The organism is Citrobacter rodentium NBRC 105723 = DSM 16636, from assembly GCF_021278985.1.
Taxonomy (GTDB): Bacteria; Pseudomonadota; Gammaproteobacteria; order Enterobacterales; family Enterobacteriaceae; genus Citrobacter_A; species Citrobacter_A rodentium.
This window is the reverse complement of sequence record NZ_CP082833.1, coordinates 4,052,682-4,075,247: the sequence shown is the minus strand read 5'-3', so window position 1 is coordinate 4,075,247 and position 22,566 is coordinate 4,052,682. Positions and strand designations below refer to the sequence as shown.

General features: G+C 56.6%; 24 protein-coding genes and 1 pseudogene. 8 read left to right on the top strand and 17 right to left on the bottom strand.

Annotation, left to right across the window (positions count from 1 at the left end; genetic code table 11):
* Positions 1–23 precede the first annotated feature (23 nt).
* Entirely contained in the window at positions 24–545 is a 522-nt protein-coding gene (gene sodC, locus K7R23_RS19345) for a superoxide dismutase [Cu-Zn] SodC (RefSeq protein WP_012905683.1), read from the top strand.
* Here the strand turns inward: sodC and K7R23_RS19340 are convergent.
* The 3 genes and pseudogenes from K7R23_RS19340 to K7R23_RS19330 all read right to left on the bottom strand — a co-directional run bounded on the left by K7R23_RS19340 (position 488) and on the right by K7R23_RS19330 (position 3,658).
* Positions 488–2,561 (bottom strand): annotated as a pseudogene (locus K7R23_RS19340) (FUSC family protein). The gene sodC and the pseudogene K7R23_RS19340 overlap by 58 nt on opposite strands.
* Positions 2,562–3,419 carry an efflux RND transporter periplasmic adaptor subunit gene (locus tag K7R23_RS19335; protein ID WP_012905685.1) on the bottom strand — a complete coding sequence of 286 codons (858 nt, stop codon included), beginning with the start codon at positions 3,417–3,419 and terminating at the stop codon, positions 2,562–2,564. It abuts the pseudogene before it with no gap.
* Positions 3,419–3,658 carry a DUF1656 domain-containing protein gene (locus tag K7R23_RS19330; RefSeq protein WP_024132648.1) on the bottom strand — a complete coding sequence of 80 codons (240 nt, stop codon included), beginning with the start codon at positions 3,656–3,658 and terminating at the stop codon, positions 3,419–3,421. The genes K7R23_RS19335 and K7R23_RS19330 overlap by 1 nt, the downstream gene beginning before the upstream one ends.
* Positions 3,659–3,853: 195 nt before the next feature.
* Between K7R23_RS19330 and slyA the strand changes: the two genes are divergently transcribed.
* The gene (gene slyA, locus K7R23_RS19325; protein ID WP_071820578.1) at positions 3,854–4,294 is read left to right on the top strand and encodes a transcriptional regulator SlyA; all 441 of its coding nucleotides are present in this window, start codon (positions 3,854–3,856) and stop codon (positions 4,292–4,294) included.
* A 41-nt stretch (positions 4,295–4,335) separates the two neighbouring features.
* Here slyA and slyB read toward each other — a convergent pair whose 3' ends face one another.
* Positions 4,336–4,803, bottom strand: a complete 468-nt coding sequence (gene slyB, locus K7R23_RS19320; RefSeq protein ID WP_012905687.1) for an outer membrane lipoprotein SlyB — start codon at positions 4,801–4,803, stop codon at positions 4,336–4,338.
* 270 nt (positions 4,804–5,073) lie between these two features.
* Here slyB and anmK point away from each other — a divergent pair, with 270 nt between their 5' ends.
* From anmK to pdxY, 5 genes are all read left to right on the top strand, one after another.
* On the top strand, positions 5,074–6,195 hold the full coding sequence (gene anmK, locus K7R23_RS19315; RefSeq protein ID WP_012905688.1) for an anhydro-N-acetylmuramic acid kinase: 1,122 nt from the start codon (positions 5,074–5,076) through the stop codon (positions 6,193–6,195).
* Between the two features lie 93 nt (positions 6,196–6,288).
* Positions 6,289–6,612 carry a C-type lysozyme inhibitor gene (mliC, locus tag K7R23_RS19310; protein ID WP_012905689.1) on the top strand — a complete coding sequence of 108 codons (324 nt, stop codon included), beginning with the start codon at positions 6,289–6,291 and terminating at the stop codon, positions 6,610–6,612.
* Positions 6,613–6,670: 58 nt separating this feature from the next.
* On the top strand, positions 6,671–7,327 hold the full coding sequence (gene pdxH / locus K7R23_RS19305) for a pyridoxamine 5'-phosphate oxidase (RefSeq protein ID WP_012905690.1): 657 nt from the start codon (positions 6,671–6,673) through the stop codon (positions 7,325–7,327).
* Positions 7,328–7,453: 126 nt separating this feature from the next.
* Positions 7,454–8,728: a tyrosine--tRNA ligase gene (gene tyrS / locus K7R23_RS19300; RefSeq protein WP_012905691.1), complete on the top strand. Its 1,275-nt coding sequence runs from the start codon at positions 7,454–7,456 to the stop codon at positions 8,726–8,728.
* 67 nt (positions 8,729–8,795) lie between these two features.
* Positions 8,796–9,656, top strand: coding sequence for a pyridoxal kinase PdxY (pdxY, locus tag K7R23_RS19295; RefSeq protein ID WP_012905692.1), 861 nt, complete (start codon positions 8,796–8,798; stop codon positions 9,654–9,656).
* Between the two features lie 97 nt (positions 9,657–9,753).
* Here the strand turns inward: pdxY and gstA are convergent, their stop codons facing one another.
* The 12 genes from gstA to blr all read right to left on the bottom strand — a co-directional run bounded on the left by gstA (position 9,754) and on the right by blr (position 19,978).
* Positions 9,754–10,359: a glutathione transferase GstA gene (gene gstA, locus K7R23_RS19290; protein WP_012905693.1), complete on the bottom strand. Its 606-nt coding sequence runs from the start codon at positions 10,357–10,359 to the stop codon at positions 9,754–9,756.
* Positions 10,360–10,465: 106 nt separating this feature from the next.
* Positions 10,466–11,965: a dipeptide/tripeptide permease DtpA gene (gene dtpA, locus K7R23_RS19285; protein WP_012905694.1), complete on the bottom strand. Its 1,500-nt coding sequence runs from the start codon at positions 11,963–11,965 to the stop codon at positions 10,466–10,468.
* 601 nt (positions 11,966–12,566) lie between these two features.
* Positions 12,567–13,202 (bottom strand): endonuclease III, encoded by a 636-nt coding sequence (gene nth, locus K7R23_RS19280; protein ID WP_012905695.1) that lies wholly within the window; start codon positions 13,200–13,202, stop codon positions 12,567–12,569.
* Complete coding sequence (locus K7R23_RS19275; protein WP_012905696.1) at positions 13,199–13,897, bottom strand: electron transport complex subunit E; 699 nt, start codon at positions 13,895–13,897, stop codon at positions 13,199–13,201. Before K7R23_RS19275 ends, nth begins: the two co-directional genes overlap by 4 nt.
* 3 nt (positions 13,898–13,900) lie before the next feature.
* Complete coding sequence (gene rsxG / locus K7R23_RS19270) at positions 13,901–14,521, bottom strand: electron transport complex subunit RsxG (RefSeq protein ID WP_012905697.1); 621 nt, start codon at positions 14,519–14,521, stop codon at positions 13,901–13,903.
* Between the two features lie 3 nt (positions 14,522–14,524).
* A complete protein-coding gene (gene rsxD / locus K7R23_RS19265) occupies positions 14,525–15,583 on the bottom strand; it encodes an electron transport complex subunit RsxD (RefSeq protein ID WP_012905698.1) in 1,059 nt (352 codons plus the stop codon).
* On the bottom strand, positions 15,584–17,620 hold the full coding sequence (gene rsxC / locus K7R23_RS19260) for an electron transport complex subunit RsxC (protein WP_012905699.1): 2,037 nt from the start codon (positions 17,618–17,620) through the stop codon (positions 15,584–15,586).
* Positions 17,613–18,191 carry an electron transport complex subunit RsxB gene (gene rsxB, locus K7R23_RS19255; protein ID WP_012905700.1) on the bottom strand — a complete coding sequence of 193 codons (579 nt, stop codon included), beginning with the start codon at positions 18,189–18,191 and terminating at the stop codon, positions 17,613–17,615. Before rsxB ends, rsxC begins: the two co-directional genes overlap by 8 nt.
* On the bottom strand, positions 18,191–18,772 hold the full coding sequence (gene rsxA / locus K7R23_RS19250; protein ID WP_012905701.1) for an electron transport complex subunit RsxA: 582 nt from the start codon (positions 18,770–18,772) through the stop codon (positions 18,191–18,193). Before rsxA ends, rsxB begins: the two co-directional genes overlap by 1 nt.
* Positions 18,773–18,848: 76 nt before the next feature.
* Positions 18,849–19,289, bottom strand: coding sequence for a DUF2569 domain-containing protein (locus K7R23_RS19245; RefSeq protein WP_012905702.1), 441 nt, complete (start codon positions 19,287–19,289; stop codon positions 18,849–18,851).
* Positions 19,290–19,367: 78 nt separating this feature from the next.
* Positions 19,368–19,583, bottom strand: a complete 216-nt coding sequence (gene ydgT, locus K7R23_RS19240; protein ID WP_012905703.1) for a transcription modulator YdgT — start codon at positions 19,581–19,583, stop codon at positions 19,368–19,370.
* A 269-nt stretch (positions 19,584–19,852) separates the two neighbouring features.
* Positions 19,853–19,978, bottom strand: a complete 126-nt coding sequence (gene blr, locus K7R23_RS19235) for a division septum protein Blr (protein WP_024132649.1) — start codon at positions 19,976–19,978, stop codon at positions 19,853–19,855.
* A gap of 241 nt (positions 19,979–20,219) precedes the next feature.
* On the opposite strand from blr, the gene K7R23_RS19230 reads away from it, so the two are divergent.
* Complete coding sequence (locus K7R23_RS19230; RefSeq protein ID WP_012905706.1) at positions 20,220–21,260, top strand: oxidoreductase; 1,041 nt, start codon at positions 20,220–20,222, stop codon at positions 21,258–21,260.
* A gap of 299 nt (positions 21,261–21,559) precedes the next feature.
* Here K7R23_RS19230 and add read toward each other — a convergent pair whose 3' ends face one another.
* Complete coding sequence (add, locus tag K7R23_RS19225; protein WP_012905707.1) at positions 21,560–22,561, bottom strand: adenosine deaminase; 1,002 nt, start codon at positions 22,559–22,561, stop codon at positions 21,560–21,562.
* Positions 22,562–22,566: the final 5 nt, after the last annotated feature.

Sequence of the window (22,566 nt, the reverse complement as noted above, 5' to 3'; positions counted from 1 at the left end):
GATACCCACAAAACGGAGGTCCCATGAAACGATTAAGTCTGGCCGTGTTAACCTTGTTAGCCTGCACGGGAGCGCAGGCCGCCAGTGAAAAAGTGGAAATGAATCTGGTCACCGCCCAGGGTATCGGGCAATCCATCGGTGAGGTGACCATCAATGAAACCGAAAAAGGGCTTGAATTTACCCCCGATCTGAAAGCGTTGCCGCCCGGCGAGCACGGCTTTCATCTGCATGCTAACGGCAGCTGCGAACCGGCCATGAAAGACGGTAAAGCCAGCGCCGCCGAGGCCGCAGGCGGCCATTATGATCCGCATAAAACCGGGAAACACGCCGGTCCCGATGGCGACGGCCATTTAGGCGATTTGCCGGTGCTGGTGGTCAATAACGAAGGTAAAGCCGTGACTCCCGTTACCGCGTCGCGACTGAAATCGCTTGATGAAATCAAAGACAAAGCGCTGATGATCCACGTCGGCGGCGATAATATGTCCGATCAGCCCAAACCGCTGGGCGGCGGCGGGGCGCGATTTGCCTGCGGCGTGATCAAATAATCAGGACGTCAGGGTTCCCTCTGGCGGCGCCTGTTCAAGCTGGGAAAGCGAGCAGTACAGCCGCCAGACAATCGCCGCCAGCTCCTGCGCAGCCGGCTGGTGGTGGCGGGAAAGCGCTTCGCAGATGCGTAACAGCTCCGTAAGCGTCGCGGCCAGCGGTCGCTGCTGAACGCCGCGCTCGCTCATCACATCGCGCAGCAGGGTGATACAGATATCTCTTACCCTCGACAGCGGGTCCGAACGCGACTCCCATGCGCGAAGCTGCCACACCACGTGCGAACAGTTCAGCAGCACCACTCCCCAGCGTAAAAGCCAGCGCCGCGCCAGCGCATCCTGGCTGTTGCTTAACTGACTGACGTGATGATAGGTCAACGACTCAAATTCATGTTCGCTGAGCGCAGGGCGGCGGCTGAGCTGGTCGACAAAATCGCGCCGCAGCGCGCGAATATGGCGACGGCTTTTACGCGCATCGGAACCGGGACGAAGAATGGCGAAGGCCAGCCATGACAGCGCAACGCCGACAATTTTCGCCGTATTGTCATTCAGAAATTCAGCAAAATCATAGACCGGCGGATTGGTGACGGCGATAAACGAGCCCATAAAGACAATTAGCTGTCCCCACAGCCCCGCAAGCTTAGGCATTTGCAGTTTGAGTAACTGCATGGTCGTCAGCAGTGGAAACAGAAACAGTAAGAATTGCCAGAGATCGCTAATCTGCACCATCAGGCCGAACTTTACCACAAAGCTGAATAACGACAGCAGCACCAGTGTGCGCATCAACAGGGAGAGCGATTTAAACGGCGTGGCGACGATGGAGTAGAGCACACAGCTGATCGCTGCCAGGGTCAGCGCGCCGGAGCCGGACTCCCACTGCGAGCCGATGCTCCAGGCGCCTATCGTCATCAGGGTCGCAAAGGTGCGCACGCCGCTCCAGACCGCTTCCGCGTTATCGGTATGACGGGCGAGGGCCGGCGCGCGGGGAACGTTGATTTGCGCAGAGGTGGCGCCGTCTTCCAGCAGCCTGAGCTGTCGGCTGCTCTGCAGGTACAGACGGCAGAAATAGCGCAGCCGTTGCCAGAACGCGACATGACAAAAATCAGAGCCGTCCGGCGGCGCGAGCGGGGCGATGATTTTCGCCACGGCATAACTGTCGGCCTGCGGGCTGGCAAGCGCGGCCAGAAGCCTGTCGATAACATCGCGGGTCTGGGGCGGCGGCGCAGGCCAGTTCAGCAGCATCCTGCGCAGACTGGAGATGACGCTGGTCAGGCGCAGCTGCTGGTGTAAAAGAGCGTTCAGCAGCGTATTCTGCCGACGAAACCGGTAGTGGCTCCAGAACGCCTGAATACGCAGCAGATTCATGGTCAGAATTTGTCCGATCACCCCTTCATGAGCGGAACGTATGGCATCGGTGGTGTCCGGCTGCCACAGCAGGCTGGCGTGCTCCAGCAGGCGCGCATGCATGTTTTTCAGCGCCGCCAGCAGGGCGACGCCGTCCGAGGTGCTGGGCAGGATCATCATCATCGTGCCGCCGCAAAGGATACCGACGATCACTTCGCATACCCGCGCCTGCGCGATATCCCAGAGCTGGGTGATTTCCACGATATTGACCATCGGAAAAGCGATTATCGCCGCCGTATAGCCCGCCAGCTGAAACGCGTAGGCCACGTTGTTGGTGAAGTGTGCGCAGGCCCAGGTACAGAATCCTATCCATGCGGACATGCTCAGCAGAAACAGCCACGGCTCATTAAGCGTGTGCCCGGCCAGGATCAGGGCGGCGGTGGCGCCGAGCAGGCTACCGGCAATCCGCCCAAGGCTTTTACTGATCACCCCGCCGACGGTGGGAAAACTGACCACTGCGGCAGAGGTCATCGCCCAGTACGGCTCATCCAGATTGAGGTAGTAGGCGAAGGTCAGCGCCAGACACATTGCAATGGCGTTGCGTAACGCGTAGCGCCACTGTCCGGCGGTGGCTTTCAGCCACGGCGTGTTGCGCAGGGTGAGGCGTGGCAGCGTCATTTATTGCCCAATTGCCACGCTGCAGGTGGTTCCTGCGACCAGGGTCACGTCGCGGGGCAGTTCGTTGAATTCGATGCGTACCGGCACCCGCTGCGCCAGCCGGACCCACGGGACGTTAGGTTTAATATCCGGCACCAGACCCGAATCGCTTTCCACGCTCTGATCGTAAATAGCGCGCCCGATGCTGGAGACGTGACCCTGTAACTTTATGTTGCCGCTGTAGAGGGTAATGCGCGCGGGCGCGCCTTCCCGGATATGGCGCAGCTTGGTCTCTTCAAAATACCCCATCACATAAAAGGAGTGGCTGTCGACCAGCGCAAACAGCGGCTGCCCGGTTGAGGCGAAGTCGCCGGCGCGGGTGGTAAGATTGGTAATCCATCCGGCGACCGGGGCACGAACGTCCGTCTGGCTGAGCTGCCATTGCGCCTGCTTCAGCGTCGCCTGCGCCGCATCGACGCTGGCCTGCATGGCTTTAACGTTAAGATTAGCGGTATCGACCTCTTCAGCGGAGATGACGTTTTGGGTTAAATGGCGGCGACGGTTGGCTTCGTTGCTGGCTTTCGCCAGATCGGATTGCGCGCGGGCCAGCTGCGCCTGAGCATTCAGTACGGCGATATGAAAGGGAGTCTTGTCGAGGCTGAAAAGCAGATCCCCGGCGTTCACGAACTGGTTATCTTTCACCTTCAGAGCGACAATGGTTCCCGACACCTGCGGCGTAATGCTGACCTGCTCCGCCCGCACCTTTCCGTCGCGCGTCCACGGCGACTGCATGTAGTAGTTCCACATCCACCATCCCACCAGAACCGCGGCGGTAGCGATAATGATCGTAGAGAAGTATTTGACCGTTTTAAGCGACATCATGACCACACTACCAGTATAAAAAAGCCGGAACCGACGCAGAGAACAAAGATTGACAGGTCCATCAGTAAGGGATGCCAGATTTCACCAGAATAGATGCGGTCGCGCAGTAAATGGTGGAGAAAAAGCCAGAGAATGAATCCGAGCGCGAAAGCGTTAAACAAGGGAGGAAAGTAAACAGATGCGCCAATCACCATGTCTTGCAGGGGCATTCCTGTTGCATCAAGTGGGAAGATCACAAGCAATTATCCTTTGCGTCAGGTCGCGTTTCTTCAGTTTTAGCAAAAAATACGACAGAAGGCGTTTTTTCCGCGTAATGTCTGAAAATTATGTCAAGGGGTGAGCAAATGCCGCAATACATTTGTTTTAGTAATACAAATGCTGCACACTATTCTAAAATCAGTATAATATCTTAGCAAGCTAATTATAAGGAGATGAAATTGGAATCGCCACTTGGTTCTGATCTGGCACGGTTGGTGCGCATATGGCGTGCTTTGATAGACCACCGTCTTAAGCCTCTGGAATTAACGCAGACACACTGGGTAACGCTGCACAACATTCATCAATTGCCGCCCGATCAGTCACAGATACAGCTGGCAAAAGCGATTGGCATTGAACAGCCGTCACTGGTGCGCACGCTGGATCAGCTGGAAGAAAAAGGGCTTATCTCACGTCAGACGTGCGCCAGCGATCGCCGGGCGAAACGTATCAAGCTGACCGAGAAGGCTGAACCGCTGATCGCCGATATGGAAGGGGTTATTAACAAAACCCGCGGCGAGATCCTCGAAGGGATTTCCGCGCAGGAGATTGAACTGTTGATCAAACTTATTGCCCGGCTCGAGCACAATATTATTGAACTTCAGTCGCGGGATTGAGAAAGCAACGTGTGGCCAGCGCTGACCACACGTTAATTTATTTAGCGCGGAGAGACGGTAACCTGACGGCCATTGCTGGCCAGGACTACGCGCTGTCCTGCTGAGAAGCGGGTATTACCCTGTTTCTGCACTACCATGATGGTATTGCCATCATCCTTACGGATTTCCAGCTCAACGCCCTGCGTTTTGTTCATCGCGCCCTGAACGCCCTGACCTGCGACGCCGCCAGCGACAGCGCCTGCCGCGGTTGCAAGGGAACGACCGGTGCCGCCGCCGATGGTGTTACCAAGGAAACCACCGAGTACTGCACCGCCAATCGCACCGATCACGTTTTCATCATTACCCGCCTGAATCTGGACCGGACGAACGTTAACAATCGTGCCGTAAGTGACGTTCTGAACTTGTTTCGCTTCAGAAGCGGTATACACATCGCCAGACAGGCTATCAGTGTTGGCACAACCCACCAATGACAAGCCAGCCAGTGAAACGATCAGCACACGTTTAATCATTTAAAATCTCCTGTTCACCATGAAACGCTACGCCAGCATCCCTCATGGTCAAATTATATGGTATTTGCGTGTTTAAGGTCACTTAATCTGCTCAGATCAGGCAGAAATCATAGTAACAGCCCCATTAACCAACTTTAAACGAACTATTCAGGGAATTTATGCCACAGAGCAAGCGAAAGCGTTTTTCAGATAAAAACGTTAAGAAGCGTAGCATTGCCGGGGCGATTATGTTGGAGTGTGACGCAGAGTCATGGTTAACAAGGAACCTATATGAAATCGGGGCGTTATATTGGCGTGATGTCCGGCACCAGTCTCGATGGTGTTGATGTGGTACTGGCGACGATAGATGACACGATGGTGGCGCAACAGGGAAGCCTGAGCTGGCCGATGCCGGTTTCGCTTAAACAGGCGATTCTGGATATTTGCCAGGGCCAGCCGCTGACCCTTTCGCAGTTAGGCCAGCTTGACAGCCAGCTCGGGCAGCTGTTTGCCGATGCGGTTAATGGCCTGCTGGCGCAGGAAAAACTGCATCCGAGGGAGATTGTGGCGATAGGCTGTCACGGTCAAACGGTCTGGCATGAGCCGGGCGGGAGTGTGCCGCACACGATGCAGATTGGCGACAATAATCAGCTTGTCGCGCGCACCGGCATCACCGTGGTCGGCGATTTTCGCCGCCGCGATATGGCGCTGGGCGGACAAGGCGCGCCGCTGGTGCCCGCTTTTCATCATGCGCTGCTGGCGCATCCGGGCGAACGACGGACGGTGCTAAATATCGGCGGCATTGCCAATCTCTCGCTGCTGATCCCCGGCCAGCCCGTTCGCGGGCACGATACGGGACCGGGCAATATGCTGATGGACGCCTGGATCTGGCGCCAGTGCGGTAAGCCTTATGATAAAGATGCCGAATGGGCGCGCGGCGGAACGGTGATTCTTCCTCTGTTACAGGCCATGCTCAGCGATCCGTGGTTCGCGCTGCCGGCGCCGAAAAGCACCGGGCGAGAGTATTTTAACTATGGCTGGATTGAACGCCAGCTGGCGGCGTTTCCGGGCGTTCAGCCTCAGGACGTGCAGGCCACCCTTACCGAGCTGACCGCGGTGACCATCGCCGAACAGGTGCTGCTGAGCGGCGGCTGTGAACGCCTGCTGGTCTGCGGCGGAGGAAGCCGCAATCCGCTGCTGATGGCGCGGCTGGCGGGACTGCTGCCGGGGACGGAAGTGTCCGCCACCGATGAGGCGGGCATCAGCGGCGACGATATGGAGGCGCTGGCGTTTGCCTGGCTGGCATGGCGGACTCTTGCCGGGCTACCGGGCAATTTGCCGTCGGTGACCGGCGCCCGGGAAGCAAGCGTGCTGGGGGCAATTTATCCCGCTACCCCGCGAACTCAGAGTTAACTGAATTTTTCCTCGCCGTTCTGTCGGTACACTCAGGATGTTAGGGAGGGCGACTTCGCCCTCCGGGACCAGGAAAGTCTTCAGGATACGTCTATGAAAAAACTGTTACTCCTTTGCCTGCCGCTTATGCTGTCGGGCTGTAGCGTCTACAACCAGTTTGTCGAACGTTTGCAAACCAACACGCTGGAATACCAGTGCGATGAAAAACCGCTGACCGTCAAAGTCAATAACACCCGTCAGGATGTGAGTTTTGTCTATGACAATAAGCTCCTCACCCTGAAGCAGGGCGTTTCCGCGTCAGGCGCGCGCTACACCGACGGAATTTATGTCTTCTGGTCGAAAGGCGACAGCGCGACCGTCTATAAACGTGACCGCATCGTGTTGAATAACTGCCAGTTACAAAATCCGCAGCGTTGAGATTTCCAGCAGGGCGGCGCACAATAGCGCCACCCACTGACAATCCGTAGCGAACACCATGTCTGATAACGACGAATTGCAGCAAATCGCGCATCTGCGCCGTGAATACACCAAAGGCGGTCTGCGTCGCCACGACCTTCCCGCCGAACCGTTAACCCTCTTCGAACGCTGGCTGGCTCAGGCATGTGACGCCAGGCTGGCGGACCCGACCGCGATGGTGGTCGCCACCGTTGATGAAACTGGCCAGCCGTATCAGCGCATCGTCCTGCTCAAACACTACGATGAGCGCGGACTGGTGTTTTATACCAACCTTGGCAGTCGCAAAGCGCATCAGATTGAAAATAATCCGCGCGTCAGCCTGCTGTTTCCCTGGCATATGCTGGAACGCCAGGTAATGGTCATCGGCCAGGCCGAGCGGCTATCGACGCTGGAGGTGGTGAAGTATTTCCACAGCCGCCCGCGCGACAGCCAGATTGGCGCCTGGGTCTCTAAGCAGTCCAGCCGGATTTCCGCGCGCGGCATCCTCGAAAGCAAGTTCCTCGAACTGAAACAGAAATTCCGGCAGGGAGAGATCCCGCTTCCCAGCTTCTGGGGCGGTTTTCGCGTCAGCATTGAGCAAATGGAGTTCTGGCAGGGCGGCGAACATCGATTGCACGATCGCTTTTTATACCAGCGCGAAAATAACGCGTGGAAAATTGATCGGCTTGCGCCTTAAACCCGGAAATTTGTTGTTTTAAGCGCTAGCGCTGCGTGCGTCGGCGCTTTATTCTATAGAGCTTTCGCGTCTGGCGAAAAGTCGTGTACCGGCAGAGGTGCAGTCGTTTTATACATGGAGATTTTGATGGCAAGCAGTAACTTGATTAAACAATTGCAAGAGCGGGGGCTTATCGCCCAGGTGACGGACGAGGAAGCGTTAGCAGAGCGACTGGCGCAAGGCCCGATCGCGCTCTATTGCGGCTTCGATCCTACCGCTGACAGCTTGCATTTGGGGCATCTTGTTCCATTGTTATGCCTGAAACGCTTTCAGCAGGCAGGGCACAAGCCTGTCGCGCTGGTCGGCGGCGCAACGGGCCTGATTGGCGACCCGAGCTTTAAGGCTGCCGAGCGTAAACTGAACACCGAAGAAACCGTTCAGGAGTGGGTAGACAAAATCCGTAAGCAGGTTGCCCCGTTCCTTGACTTCGACTGCGGCGAAAACTCCGCCATCGCGGCTAATAACTACGACTGGTTCGGCAGCATGAACGTGCTGACCTTCCTGCGCGATATCGGTAAGCATTTCTCCGTTAACCAGATGATCAACAAAGAAGCGGTGAAGCAGCGTCTGAACCGCGACGATCAGGGCATCTCGTTTACCGAATTCTCCTATAACCTGTTGCAGGGTTACGACTTTGCCTGCCTGAATAAGCTGCACGGCGTGGCGCTGCAAATCGGCGGTTCCGATCAGTGGGGCAACATCACCTCCGGTATCGATCTGACCCGTCGTCTGCATCAGAACCAGGTGTTCGGTCTGACCGTACCGCTGATCACCAAAGCCGATGGCACCAAATTCGGCAAAACCGAAGGCGGCGCGGTCTGGCTGGATCCGAAGAAAACCAGCCCGTACAAATTCTACCAGTTCTGGATCAACACCGCCGATGCGGACGTTTACCGCTTCCTCAAATTCTTCACCTTTATGGACATTGCGGAAATCAATGCTCTGGAAGAAGAAGATAAGAACAGCGGAAAAGCGCCGCGCGCCCAGTACGTGCTGGCCGAGCAGGTCACGCGTCTGGTTCACGGCGAAGAAGGACTGGCGGCGGCGAAGCGCATCACCGAAAGCCTGTTCAACGGTACGCTGAGCGCGCTGAGCGAGGCCGACTTCGAACAGCTGGCGCAGGATGGCGTGCCGATGGTGGAGATGGAAAAAGGCGCGGATCTGATGCAGGCGCTGGTGGATTCCGAACTGCAGCCGTCGCGCGGCCAGGCGCGCAAGACCATTGCGTCGAACGCCATCACCATTAACGGCGAGAAACAGTCCGATCCGGAATACATTTTTGTTGACGACGATCGTCTGTATGGCCGCTATACGCTGCTGCGTCGCGGGAAAAAGAATTACTGTCTGGTGTGCTGGAAGTAACAACAAGTCAGCGGGGGCGTGGGAGACTACGCCCCTTTATTTTTTCAGGGTTGTGGTAAGTAAAAAAATGAAGAATATCCTCGCCATCCAGTCCCACGTTGTTTTTGGACATGCTGGCAATAGCGCCGCGGAGTTTCCGATGCGCCGTCTTGGCGCCAACGTCTGGCCCCTCAATACGGTTCAGTTCTCTAACCACACGCAGTACGGTAAATGGACCGGCTGCGTGATGCCGCCGTCGCATCTGACGGAGATTGTACAGGGTATTGCCGACATCGATCAGCTCAGGCGCTGCGACGCGGTGCTGAGCGGCTATCTCGGTTCAGCGGAGCAGGGCGAGCATATCCTGGGTATTGTCCGGCAGGTGAAATCGGCAAATCCTGCGGCAAAATATTTCTGCGATCCGGTGATGGGCCATCCGGAAAAGGGCTGCATCGTGGCGCCCGGCGTGGCGGAATTTCACCTTCGCTATGCTCTGCCGGCCAGCGATATCATCGCGCCGAACCTGATTGAGCTGGAGATCCTCTGCGAACATGCGGTGAACACGGTTGACGAAGCGGTGGCGGCCGCCCGCGAACTGATTGCCCAGGGACCGCAGATCGTGCTGGTGAAACATCTGGCGCGGGCGGGATTTAGCCATGAGCGTTTCGAAATGCTGCTGGTGACCGCAGAGGAAGCCTGGCATATCAGCCGTCCGCTGGTGGATTTCGGTATGCGTCAGCCGGTAGGCGTGGGTGACGTCACCAGCGGTTTACTATTAGTGAAGCTCCTGCAAGGGGCAACCATTCAGCAGGCGCTGGAGCATGTAACCGCAGCGGTGTATGAGATTATGATTGCGACAAAAGCCATGCAGGAGTATGAACTGCAGGTGGTCGCGGCGCAGGATCGTATCGCCCGGCCTGAGCATTATTTTAGCGCCACGCGCCTTTAGTTTTTTCCGCCGTGCTTATCCGGCCTGCAGGTTTTGCAGACCGGGTAAGGCGTTTACGCCGCTCTCCGACAGTAACCTGCCGGAGAGGCTTCACCGCTTACTGTAACCCCTCCGCTTTCAGCGCTGCGGCAACCGCAGGCCGTTCCGCCACTCGCGTCATATAGTCGGCAATATGCGCCAGTCCTTCCATCTTCAGCTTCACCGCATAAGCCCAGCGCAGAACGGTAAACAGATAGGCGTCTGCGATGGTAAAGCGCTGACCGCAAATCCACGGTTCGTCTTTCAGGACGTCATCAACATACTGTAGCTTCTTCTCCAGTAGCGCGCGCACGGTGGGCTTGTACTCCTCCGGCGTATCGGGGCGAAACAGCGGCGTAAAGCCTTTGTGCAGCTCGGTCGCAATGTAGTTCAGCCACTCAAGCGTCTTGTAGCGTGAAATGCTGTTAACCGGCGCCAGCAGCTGACGATCCGGCACGCTGTCCGCAAGGTACTGCATGATCGCTACGCCTTCGGTCAGCAGCGTGCCGTCATCAAGCAGCAGTGCGGGAACCTGTCCCTTTGGGTTCACCGCCAGAAAATCATCGCCGTTTTCGAGGCGCTTTTTCATCAGGTCAACGCCGTCAAGAGTGAAATCTTTTCCGCTCTCGCGAAAGGTAATGTGGGAGGCGAGGGAACAGGCGCCCGGCTTATAGAACAGTTTCATCGGTTACTCCTTTCAACGGGGGGTTAACCTATCCTAGTGCGGGAGCGGGTAAAAAAAAAGCCGCTAACCTGAAGTTAGCGGCCCGTAATTTGTGTTTCCCGACGTCTTACGCAGTCGCAGTTTTCGACGCTTTCTCGCTGTCGTCCTGCGTCATGCGGTTCAGTTTCGGCGCTGTCAGCAGCATCAGAACGGCGATAACTGCGGTCGCCACGCCAATCTGCATAAACACGCGTCCGTAAACTTCCAGAGACATCAGCGGGTCGGTTACGTTTTCCGGCACAGCCATCATGTTAGCGACGTAACCGCCGATGATGTTTGCGCCTGCGGTGGTCAGGAACCAGCTACCCATGATGAAGCCCATCAGGCGCTGCGGCACCAGCTGCGCTACCATCGCCAGGCCAAGACCGGAGATCATCAGTTCGCCGATACTTTGCAGGCCGTAGCTCATGATCAGCCAGTTAACGGAGACGATACCCGCGTCGGTGGCGAATTTCGCGCCCAGCGGCAGCACCAGGAACGCACCGGAGCACAGCACCATCCCGAGGGCGAATTTCATCGGCATCGGCAGGTTGTCGCCCATTTTGTTGTAAATGGCGGCCAGAATCGGGCTACCGATGATGATCCAGAACGGGTTCAGCGCCTGATACTGCTCCGGTTCAAACGCGATACCCAGAATGGAATGCTCAACGTTACGAATGGCAAAGAAGTTCAGTGAGGTCGGCATCTGGCTGTACAGCACGAAGAAGATGATTGCTTCAAGCATCAGAATGAAGGCGACGATCATTTTACGACGCGCCGCACCCTGCATGGAGAAGGCTTCTTTGGCAAAGATAATGACGATACCCAGAGCGATCACGCCCAGCGCCATACGGGCGATACCCTGGTTGTGCAGCAGCCAGGTGGCGATGGCGATCAGGGCAACCACGCCGACGATAGTCAGCAGCAGGTTACGATAGTTGATCGGCTCGAAGTCTGGTTTAGAACCGTAGTTTTTCACCCAGCGCTGGCAGAAAGCGAAGTTTACGACGGTGATCAGCATACCGACCACGCTCAGGGCAAATGCGGTGCTCCAGCCATAACGCGCGGCCAGCCACGGCGTCGCCAGCATGGAGAAGAAAGAACCGATGTTGACGGACATGTAGTACATGGTAAATGCACCATCAAGACGCGGGTCATCTTTTGCGTAGCAGGTAGAGAGCAGAGAAGACGGGTTGGCTTTAAACAGACCGTTACCGACCGCAATGGCCGCCATACCCATATAGACGATACCGGCATCGTGACCGGACCATGCCACCAGCGCATAACCAATCGCCAGGACGATGGCGCCCAGCATAATTACGCGCTTGGTGCCGAGAACTTTATCCCCTAACCAACCGCCGATGGCGACCAGACCATAAACCAGCGCGCTAAAGGAGGAGAAAAGAGTGATTGAATCCGCTTCAGACATCCCCAGTTGTTTAACCAGGTAGACGGCCATAATCCCTTGCAGGCCGTAATAACCAAAACGTTCCCAAAGCTCAATAGAGAAGATGAGATAGAACGCTTTCGGTTGTTTGAAAGCGTTCAGACTCACGCTTTCCGTTGGTTTTTTGTTTGCAGTAGACACTTTTACCTCTTTTTTTACATCCCATATTAACGGGGGTGTTCAGTCACGTGCGGCGTTTTGCGCAGCCGTGAAATTGTTATAGTGGGAGGGGAAACGGCGAGTAATGTTCACTATCTTGCCCTTTCAGACAAGTGCTTTGTAATAATCTGTTACATATAACTTGTATGGTGAATTCATCGGTTCATGAAAATGTTATCCAGCGTTAAATTTCTTTAATCGTCAAAAGGCAGTTTTTTACGCTACGAGACAGGGTGGTATAACGGGTTATGGCGATATCTTCTGCTATTTGCCGTTTAATGTAGTGATATGGGCCAATATCTGAAAAATAACCAGTGTAATATCTTGTATGGAAAGAATTTCTTCAGCGCAATGAATGGCATTTTTAACCTGAATGATTCAAAAAATTCACATCAAGTTATCAGGTTGATCTGGATCACAATCAGATAGAAATTTTTGCTATTAAAAAAATGTTTAATCTGAATAACCGTTTTAACCCAGCAAGAAAGACCGGAAAAGAAATAATCAGACGGGATGATTGTGGGTAAATGAAGGAATAAGAAGAGAATAACAGAAAGAGAGGGGCGGCATCCGCCCCGACCGTTCAGAACTCTACCTTCTCTTTGTATTCGCACAGATCTTCGATAATACAGGAGCCGCAGCGGGGCTTACGCGCGATGCAGGTATACCGCCCGTGAAGGATCAGCCAGTGGTGGCAGTCGACTTTAAACTCCGCCGGAACCACTTTAAGCAGCTTTTCCTCAACCTGTTCGACGTTTTTGCCTGGCGCAAACTGGGTGCGGTTGCAGACGCGAAAAATGTGCGTATCCACGGCAATCGTCGGCCAGCCAAAGGCGGTATTCAGCACCACGTTCGCTGTTTTGCGACCAACGCCCGGCAGGGCCTCCAGCGCAGCGCGATCTTCCGGCACCTGGCCCTGATGCTTTTCGAGCAGAATGCGGCAGGTTTTAATCACATTCTCGGCTTTGCTGTTAAACAGGCCGATGGTTTTGATGTACGACTTCACGCCTTCCACACCCAGCTCAAGCATCGCCGCGGGGGTATTCGCCACCGGATAGAGCTTTGCCGTCGCTTTGTTGACGCTGACGTCAGTAGCCTGCGCCGAAAGCAGTACGGCGATCAGCAGTTCAAACGGTGAACTGAAGTTGAGTTCCGTCGTTGGGTGAGGGTTACTGGCGCGTAAACGCGTTAAGATTTCCAGCCGCTTTGCTTTGTTCATGATGCATTCCCTGGTTCGCCGGAGGGCAATTCCGCTGCGGTTGCCGCACTGGCGCGGCGTTTTTTCATTTTCTCATCAATAAGATACTTTATCGCCAGCATCATGCCCAGACCAATAAACGCGCCCGGCGGCAGCATCGCCAGCAGAAAAGGCGAGTCGGTATGGAAAATTTCCACCCGCAGCGCCTTCGCCCAGCTGCCGAGCAGGCCGTCAGCGCCGTCAAACAGCGTTCCGTTACCGAGAATTTCGCGCAGGGAGCCAAGAACGAACATCGCCCCGGTAGCGCCCATGCCAATAGAAAAACCGTCCAGCGCGGAAAGGAGCGGTCCTTTTTTCGCCGCAAAGGCTTCCGCGCGTCCCACCACGATACAGTTAGTCACGATAAGGGGGATAAAAATACCGAGCGACTGATAAAGGCCAAAGGCAAAGGCGTTAATCAGCATCTGTACCGCGCTGACCACCGAGGCGATGATCATCACATAGATCGGGATGCGGATCTCGGCGGGCGTCCAGCGGCGCAGCGCCGAGACGGTAAAGTTGGTCAGCGTCAGCATCAGCGTAGTGGCAAGCCCGAGTCCCAGCGCATTGGTGGCCGTGGAGGTCACCGCCAGCAGGGGACACAAGCCAAGCAACTGAACCAGCGCGGAGTTGTTTTTCCATAACCCCTGGACAATAACGTCTTTAATTTCGCTCATGGTCTATTCTCCACAGGCGGGAAGGTGAGAAAGCTGTTCGGGTAAGGTTTGCGCGTAGAGACCCGCGCGCTTCACCGCGTTGACCACTGCCCGGGGCGTAATGGTCGCGCCGGTAAACTGGTCAAAGTCGCCGCCGTCTTTTTTGACCGCCCAGCGGCTGTCATTTTGGCCCTGAATCTGTTTACCGCTGAAATGGGTGATCCAGTCCGACAGACGCAATTCGATTTTATCGCCCAGACCCGGCGTCTCATGATGTTCCGTGACGCGGGCGCCTGAAACGATGCCGTTAAAATCAGCGCCAACCAGTAAGCGGATCGCGCCGGAATAGCCATCGGGGGCTGTTGCTTCCAGCACCGCCGCAACCGGATTTCCATCCTGCCGGGCGATCCAGACGCGGTGTTCGCCTTTGCCCAGCGCCATATCGCTGACGATAAAGCAACTCGCCTGGAGCGAATTGTTATAGCGATCGGCTGGCAGCACCTGGTCAAACAGCGCATTTTGCTGAATCACAGCCTGCTCATCGATGGTTGTTCTGGTCATCTGGTTGATCGCGGCGGTGAGGCCGGTCGAACCCGCCGCGAACAGCGCCAGGGTGATGCCATGTTTTCGAATCGTTTTCAGCATGGTTTATCCTTTGCGATGTCCGTACACCCGCGGACGGGTGTAGTAGTCAATCAGGGGTACCGTAATGTTGGCTAACAGTACGGCAAAGGCCACGCCGTCCGGATAGCCGCCAAAGCTGCGGATAAGCCATACCAGCACCCCGGCGAGCACGCCGAACACCAGACGACCGCGATTGGTCGTTGAGGCGGTCACCGGGTCGGTCAGAATAAAGAATGCGCCGAGCATGGTCGCTCCGGAAAGCAAATGAAGCTGCGGCGATGCAAGGGTATCGGGGGCAATCAGCCAGCCGATACCGGAACAGAGCGTTAACGAGAGCAAAAAGCTAAGCGGAATATGCCAGCGGATCGCCTTTTGCCACAGCAGCCAGAGGCCGCCCGCCAGCCAGGCGAGATTGATCCACTGCCAGCCGACACCGGCCAGGATGCCGCTGAAAATGGGATACTGCATAATTTGCTCAACGCTGCGGCCTGCATGCTGAGAGGTTTTGAAGGTATCCAGCGGCGTCGCCTGGCTGATGCCGTCAATACCCATTCGCAGCGCGTTCATATCCATACCCGTTGCGGTATGGCCGGTAAAAATAATTTGCAGCGCATCCAGCAGGCCCGGCGTGGTTGCGGCGATGTCATGCGGCGGCAGCCAGCTCGTCATCTGAACGGGGAAGGAGATGAGCAGCACCACATAGCCGATCATTGCCGGGTTGAACGGATTCTGCCCCAGGCCGCCATACAGCTGTTTAGCGATGATTACCGCAAAAGCGGTGCCGAGAACGACCATCCACCAGGGGGCCAGCGGCGGAATACTCACCGCCAGCAGCAAACCGGTGAGCAGCGCAGAATTATCTTTCAGGATTGCCGCAACCGACTGTTTGCGCAGCCTGAGTACCAGGGCCTCGGCAAGAAGCGCGCTCGCACAGGCGAGAACAAGCTGAAACAGCGTTCCCCAGCCAAAAAACCACACTTGCGCGGCAATACCCGGCACGGCGGCAAGTATAACCAGCAGCATAATGCGCGAGGTCTGGCGCTGGTTATGGGTATAGGGAGAGCTTGCGATTCTGAATACCATTTATTCCTCGTTAACTACCTGCTGCTGAGCGGCTTTTTTCGCCTGAGCACGCGCTATCGCGGCGGCGATGGCGGCTTTGCGCGGATCGACCGGTTCCGCAGGCGCGGCGGGTTCTTCGCTGGCCTGCTGCGCAAGCTTGCGGGCTTTGGCGCGGGCAATCGCCGCTTCAACGGCGGCTTTGCGCGGATCGACCGGTTCCGCAGGCGCGGCGGGTTCTTCGCTGGCCTGCTGCGCGAGCTTGCGGGCCTTGGCGCGGGCAATCGCCGCTTCAACGGCGGCTTTGCGCGGATCGACCGGTTCCGCAGGCGCGGCGGGTTCTTCGCTGGCCTGCTGCGCGAGCTTACGGGCTTTGGCGCGGGCAATCGCCGCTTCAACGGCGGCTTTGCGCGGATCGGCGTCGGTCTGTTCCGTTTTTTCCGCCTGTCTGGCGCGCGCCTGGGCTTTGCGCGCCTCGCGGGCGGCAATGACGGCGCTGTTATCCGGTTTTTCCCCGGCCTTAACGATAACCGGCTGCGTCGCCTGCGCCTGTTCCTCTTTCACCCGCGCCAGCGCGGCGGCAATGGCATCCTGATCTTTAGCCCCCGGCTGCACTGCGGCCTTCTTGTGACGCTCCAGGCGAGCGGCTTTTTCACGTTCCAGACGCGCCTGACGCGCCTCGAAGCGCGCTTTGGCCTCCGCCGCGCGTTTTTCTTCCTGGCTTATCGCCGCAATTTCCGCTTTTTCCTGCCGGAAATATTGCACCAGCGGAATGTTGCTGGGGCAGACCCAGGCGCAGGCGCCGCATTCAATGCAGTCGGCAATATTATGCGCCGTGGCTTTATCGTGCTGCTGCCCTTTACTGAACCAGTAGAGCTGCTGGGGCAACAGATCCGCCGGACAGGCATCGGCGCAGGCGCTGCAGCGAATACAGCCTTTTTCTTCCTGCGGCTCACCCATCTCAGTGGCAGAGGGAGCAAGCAAACAGTTAGTGATCTTCACTACCGGCACATCAAGCCACGGCAAGGTAAAGCCCATCAGCGGGCCGCCCATGATGACCATTTGATCGGCAGAAGGGCAGAACCCCGCATCATTCAGCAGGTGGCGAACCGGCGTACCCAGTCTGGCCCAGACGTTGCCGGGACGTCTGACCGCTTCGCCCGTCAGCGTCACCACGCGCTCGGTGAGCGGTTCGCCGTCGATAACCGCGCGCTTAACGGCCCAGGCGGTACCGACGTTCTGCATCAGCACGCCGATATCGGAGGAGCGGCCGCCGTGGGGCACCTGCTTCCCGGTGAGGATTTGCGTCAGCTGCTTCGCGCCGCCCGAAGGATATTTGGTCGGTATCACCCGTACCGCGATATCGTGGGCGTCGGCCAGTACCGCGCGCAGCATTGAGATTGCCTGCGGTTTATTATCTTCGATGCCAATCAGCACCTCACGCGGTTGCAGGATATGCGCAAGGATACGAATCCCCTCGACGATCTCCGCCGCGCAGTCCTGCATCAGCCGATCGTCGGCGGTGATATAGGGTTCGCACTCGGCGGCGTTAATAATCAGCGTTGCGATTTTATCGCCGCCGCCCTGCAGCTTGACGCCGGTCGGGAACCCCGCGCCGCCAAGCCCGGCCACGCCGTACTGGTGAATACGGGTGATAAGCTCATCGCGGCTATGGGAAAGATAGTCCGGCCAGCCTTCACGCTCAATCCAGCGGTCTTCGCCATCGGCTTCAATAATGACGCTCAGTTCCGCAAGCGCGGAAGGGTGGGCGGTGGAGTGCGGGGCGATCGCCACTACCGTACCGGAGGTCGGCGCGTGGACCGGCAGCATCCTGCCGCGCCCGCGGGTCAGCGGCTGGCCGCGTAACACGTGTTCTCCCTGCGCGACGCACAGTTCCCCCTCAGCGCCAAGGTGCTGCCTGAGAGGAATCACAAAGCGCTGCGCAAGGGGGACCTGGCGCAGCGGCGTACCGTTTGACCGGGATTTCATTTCCGGTGGATGGATGCCCCCGTCGAAATCCCAGATTTTATCTTTTCTGAAAGCAGAGAATAACTTAAGCATGTTGTTCCACAGGAATAATACGCACGGGGATGGTGTTCAAATCCCACTTCCAGGTATCGGGCGTGTCGGCAACCGGGCGGAGCGTAATGCATTGGGTCGGGCAGGGGTCAACGCACAGGTTGCAGCCCGTACACAGATCGCTCATCACCGTATGCATGGCGCGCGTGGCGCCCACAATAGCGTCGACCGGACAAGCCTGAATGCACTTGGTGCAGCCGATGCAGTTGGCTTCATCAATGACCGCCAGCATACGTACCGGAGCAGGGTCTTGCTCATCGCCGTTTATAGGCTGCGGATCGACATTGAGCAGTTCAGCGATTTTAAGCATCACCGCCTCGCCGCCTGGCGCGCAGCGGTTAATTTTTTCCCCCTGACTGCCGACTGCTTCCGCATAAGGGCGACAGCCTGGGTAACCGCACTGTCCACACTGACTTTGCGGCAGAATCTGATCGATTTTTTCAACGACGGGGTCGTCTTCCACCGCATAGCGGCGGGAGGCATAGCCCAGAATGGCGCCGAACACCAGACCCAGTAAGCTCAGGGCGGCAACGGCAATCCAGATAGCATTCATTACAACTTCACCAAACCACTAAAGCCCATAAAGGCCAAAGACATTAACCCTGCGGTAATCAGCGCAATCGCATTACCGCGAAAAGGCGCGGGAACGTCCGCCACGGCGAGGCGTTCGCGAATAGCGGCAAACAGCACCATTACCAACGAGAAGCCGACCGCGGCGGAAAAGCCGTACAGCGCCGACTGCAAAAAGTTGTGCCCAAGGTTGATATTCAGCAGCGCGACGCCGAGAACTGCGCAGTTGGTGGTGATCAGCGGTAAAAAAATGCCCAGCAGGCGATAGAGCGCCGGGCTGGTTTTGCGCACCACCATTTCGGTAAATTGCACCACCACCGCGATCACCAGAATAAAAGCCAGCGTGCGCAGATAGATAAGATTGAGCGGAATCAGGATCCAGGTATCAATCAGCCACGCGCAAATGGAGGCGAGCGTCAACACAAACGTCGTGGCCAGCCCCATCCCCATCGCCGTCTCCAGCTTTTTGGAGACGCCCATAAAGGGACAAAGGCCCAGAAACTTCACCAGTACAAAGTTATTGACCAGCACAGTTCCGACAAACAGCAGCAGGTAATCAGTCATTTTTCGGCCTGAAATAAAAAAGCCGCCTATTATCTGACAATCTACAGCAGGCGACAACAGGTTAACTGTATGGTTATTACGGATTCACAAACGTTGTTTTCACGCGCGCGGCGCGCTTGAAATAGGGTACTAACAGGGCCGCTGCGAGCAGCGGGAACAGCAGTTGACGAACCGCCAGCGCATCGGGCACCGGTGAAAAGGCAAAGGATTTAACCGCCAGCAACACCGAAACCAGCAGCCAGATAATATAGTGCTTCGGCACACAGCGCCGGCGTTTGAAGAAGGCGATCGTCAACCACAGGGTGTAATACCACATGGCGATGGCGGTAAGAAAGGAAACGCCCCACAGCGCCAGATTGTCAGCGCTTTGCGCCGACAGCATTCTGAAGGTTTGCGGCGTGGCGATCGTTGTCGCGTAGAGAAAAAGAGCCAGCGAAGCACTTAACAACGCGAGTAACAGCCAGGCTAAAGGGCCCAGCAACCAGCCTCCGATGCGTTGTGCCGGTGTTGTGGTCATAAAATCTCCGGAATTGCCAGACGTACCGTTCTTTTCGGGGCGCTTATTATAAAGCTTTTGCTGGCGAGCGCTACTTTCTTATTGTACGTAACGCCAGACTGACTTGGGCACCTGACCCACGTCAAAGAGGCGGCCGCCGGAAACCAGCTCAGCGCGACGGTGATCGGCAGCGCGATACATATTGATAATGTCCTGATCGTCGGTAAGGGTGTAGTGCAGATGATCAAATAGCTTTTCCAGACTTTCCAGCGAACTAATTTTGCGGAATTTTAATAAATAATCCTGAACGGTCATAAACAGGTATCCCTATTATAAAAATAATGCTTACAGAGTCGTGAACGTAAAAAATAAAAGGCCATTTCCCGGATCGCAGCCCGGGATGCAAATGCAAAAATAAGTCTCTTACTTGAGTGAGGTTTCGGCGCGAGAGCGCAGGCGTGAAGGGTAGCGCGCTTCATCGAAACTGGCAATAAGCGCAAACGCTGGAAACGTCACATTCATTTTTTTCAGATAATTTTTCAGTCTTTTCTGTAAAAGACGGCCAGAGAGCGTGGGCAAGAACGTTATTTCTTCTGCGCCGTAGCGGTCTGTTCCGGCGGCTGGTAATTATCGATATGATTAGCGACGCCCAGCAGCACCACTGAACATGCGAGAACAATCCAGCCGGTTAATTCGATAAGTCGATTGATAACTGATGACATTTTGCTTTGTTTTATCCATAAACACAGACTGTAAATGTTACTCATCAATAAGCATTGCGCAAGAGGTTCGACAACGATTTCAGCGACTTTCGCCCGTAAACGGACCGAAAGTGATATTTGTTTGATATAAGTTAAACATTGGCCTTGGTTGGCGCGGGGATATTAATCTATTGTTTGTCGTTTATGGATGGTGTGAAATGGTCTGCAGACTGCAACGAGAGGCAATTTTATGAGTGACAATATCCGTGTAGGATTGATTGGCTACGGATACGCCAGCAAAACGTTCCATGCTCCGCTGATTGACGGCACGCCGGGCCTGGAGCTGGCGGTAATTTCCAGCAGCGATGCGGCGAAAGTGAAAGCGGACTGGCCTGCCGTGGCGGTTGTCTCTGAACCAAAGCATCTGTTTAACGACCCGGGCATTGACCTGATCGTCATACCGACACCGAACGATACCCATTTCCCGCTGGCAAAAGCCGCACTGGAAGCCGGCAAGCACGTAGTGGTGGATAAGCCTTTTACCGTGACACTGTCACAGGCACGTGAGCTGGATGCGCTGGCGCGCAGTCTGGGGCGGGTGCTGTCCGTGTTCCATAACCGCCGCTGGGACAGCGATTTTTTAACCCTTAAAGCGCTGCTGGCGGAAGGCGTTCTGGGGGAAGTCGCCTATTTCGAATCCCATTTTGATCGCTTTCGTCCGCAGGTGCGCGACCGCTGGCGTGAACAGGGCGGGCCGGGGAGCGGCATCTGGTACGATCTGGCGCCGCATCTGCTGGACCAGGCGATTAGCCTGTTCGGCCTGCCGGTCAGCATGACGGTGGATTTGGCCCAGCTGCGTCCGGGGGCGCAGGCCACCGACTATTTCCATGCCACGCTCTCTTACCCGCAGCGGCGGGTGATTTTACACGGCACGATGCTGGCGGCGGCGGAGTCGGCGCGCTACATCGTTCACGGCTCACGCGGCAGTTATGTGAAATACGGTCTTGACCCGCAGGAAGAGCGCCTGAAAAACGGCGAGCGTCTGCCGCAGGAGGACTGGGGATATGACATGCGTGACGGTGTTGTCACCCACGTGGAAGGCGAAACGCGAGTGGAAGAAACCTGGCTGACCGTGCCGGGTAACTATCCGGCCTATTACGCCGGGATCCGCGATGCGCTGAACGGCGCGGGGGAAAATCCGGTGCCCGCCAGCCAGGCGATCCAGATTATGGAGCTAATTGAACTGGGCATTGAGTCAGCAAAGCACCGCGCGACGCTCTGCCTGGCCTGATTCTCTACATTGCCGGCGCCATCCGGCAATGAGTCAGTTGTAGGCCGGATAAGGCGCAGCCGCCATCCGGCAATGCGTTTGCTGTAGGTCGGATAAGGCGCAGCCGCCATCCGGCAATGCGTCTGCTGTAGGCCGGATAAGGCGCAGCTGCCATCCGGCAATGTGTCAGTTGTAGGCCGGATAAGGCGCCGCTGCCATCCGGCAATATGTCAGTTGTAGGCCGGATAAGGCGCAGCCGCCATCCGGCAATGTGTCAGTTGTAGGCTGGATAAGGCGTAGCCGCCATCCGGCATCACCGCTTACGCCGCCGCCACTTTCTCGCGCAGCGCCTGTTTTTCCGCAGCGCTCAGAAAAGCGATTTCAAGTCCGTTTATCTGTGCCTGGCGGATCTGTTCGCGGCTCAGTCCCGCTGCCGGGGCCGCAACAGTATATTCATGAATAATATCCACTCCCTGTACCGCCGGATCGTCGGTGTTCAGGCTCGCCAGCACGCCATGTTCAAGGAAGGTTTTCAGCGGATGCGCCGCCAGCGAGGCGACGGTACTGGTCTGGATATTAGAGGTCAGGCACGACTCAATGCCGATGCGCTGTTCGGCGAGGAACGCCATCAGCGCCGGATCTTCCACCGCTTTCACGCCGTGACCGATGCGCTCTGCGCCCAGTTCGCGAATGGCCTGCCAGATGCTTTCAGGACCGGCGGCCTCTCCGGCATGGACGGTAATGCGCAGGCCAGCGTCGCGGGCGCGGTTAAAATGCGACAGGAACAGGCTGCCGGGAAAACCCAGTTCATCACCGGCCAGATCGAGAGCGGTAATGTGTTCACGATGCGCCAGCAGCGCGTCAAGCTCCTGCAGACAGGCCGCCTCGCCGAAAGTGCGGCTCATAATACCAATCAGCCGCGCCTGCACGTCAAAGGTCTTACAACCTTCACGCACGCCGTCGATCACCGCTTCCACAACCCCGGCTACCGGCAGCTGATGGCTCATCGCCATATAGCCCGGCGAAAAGCGTAATTCCACGTAGTGCAGACCGTTGCGCGCGGCGTCTTCGATGTTTTCAAACGCCACGCGGCGACAGGCGTCAAGAGAGGCTAAAACTTTAACTCCCCAGTCCAGCTTCGCAAGAAAGCTCACCAGGTCAGGTTCGGTCGCAGTCACCTGAACATGGGGGATCAGCGTTTCGAGGGTGCGGGCGGGAAGAGGTAAATTATACTGGCGACCCAGGTCAAGAATGGTCCGGGCGCGAATATTGCCATCGAGGTGGCGATGAATGTCAGTTAACGGCAGGGAAGTATCAATCATGGTCG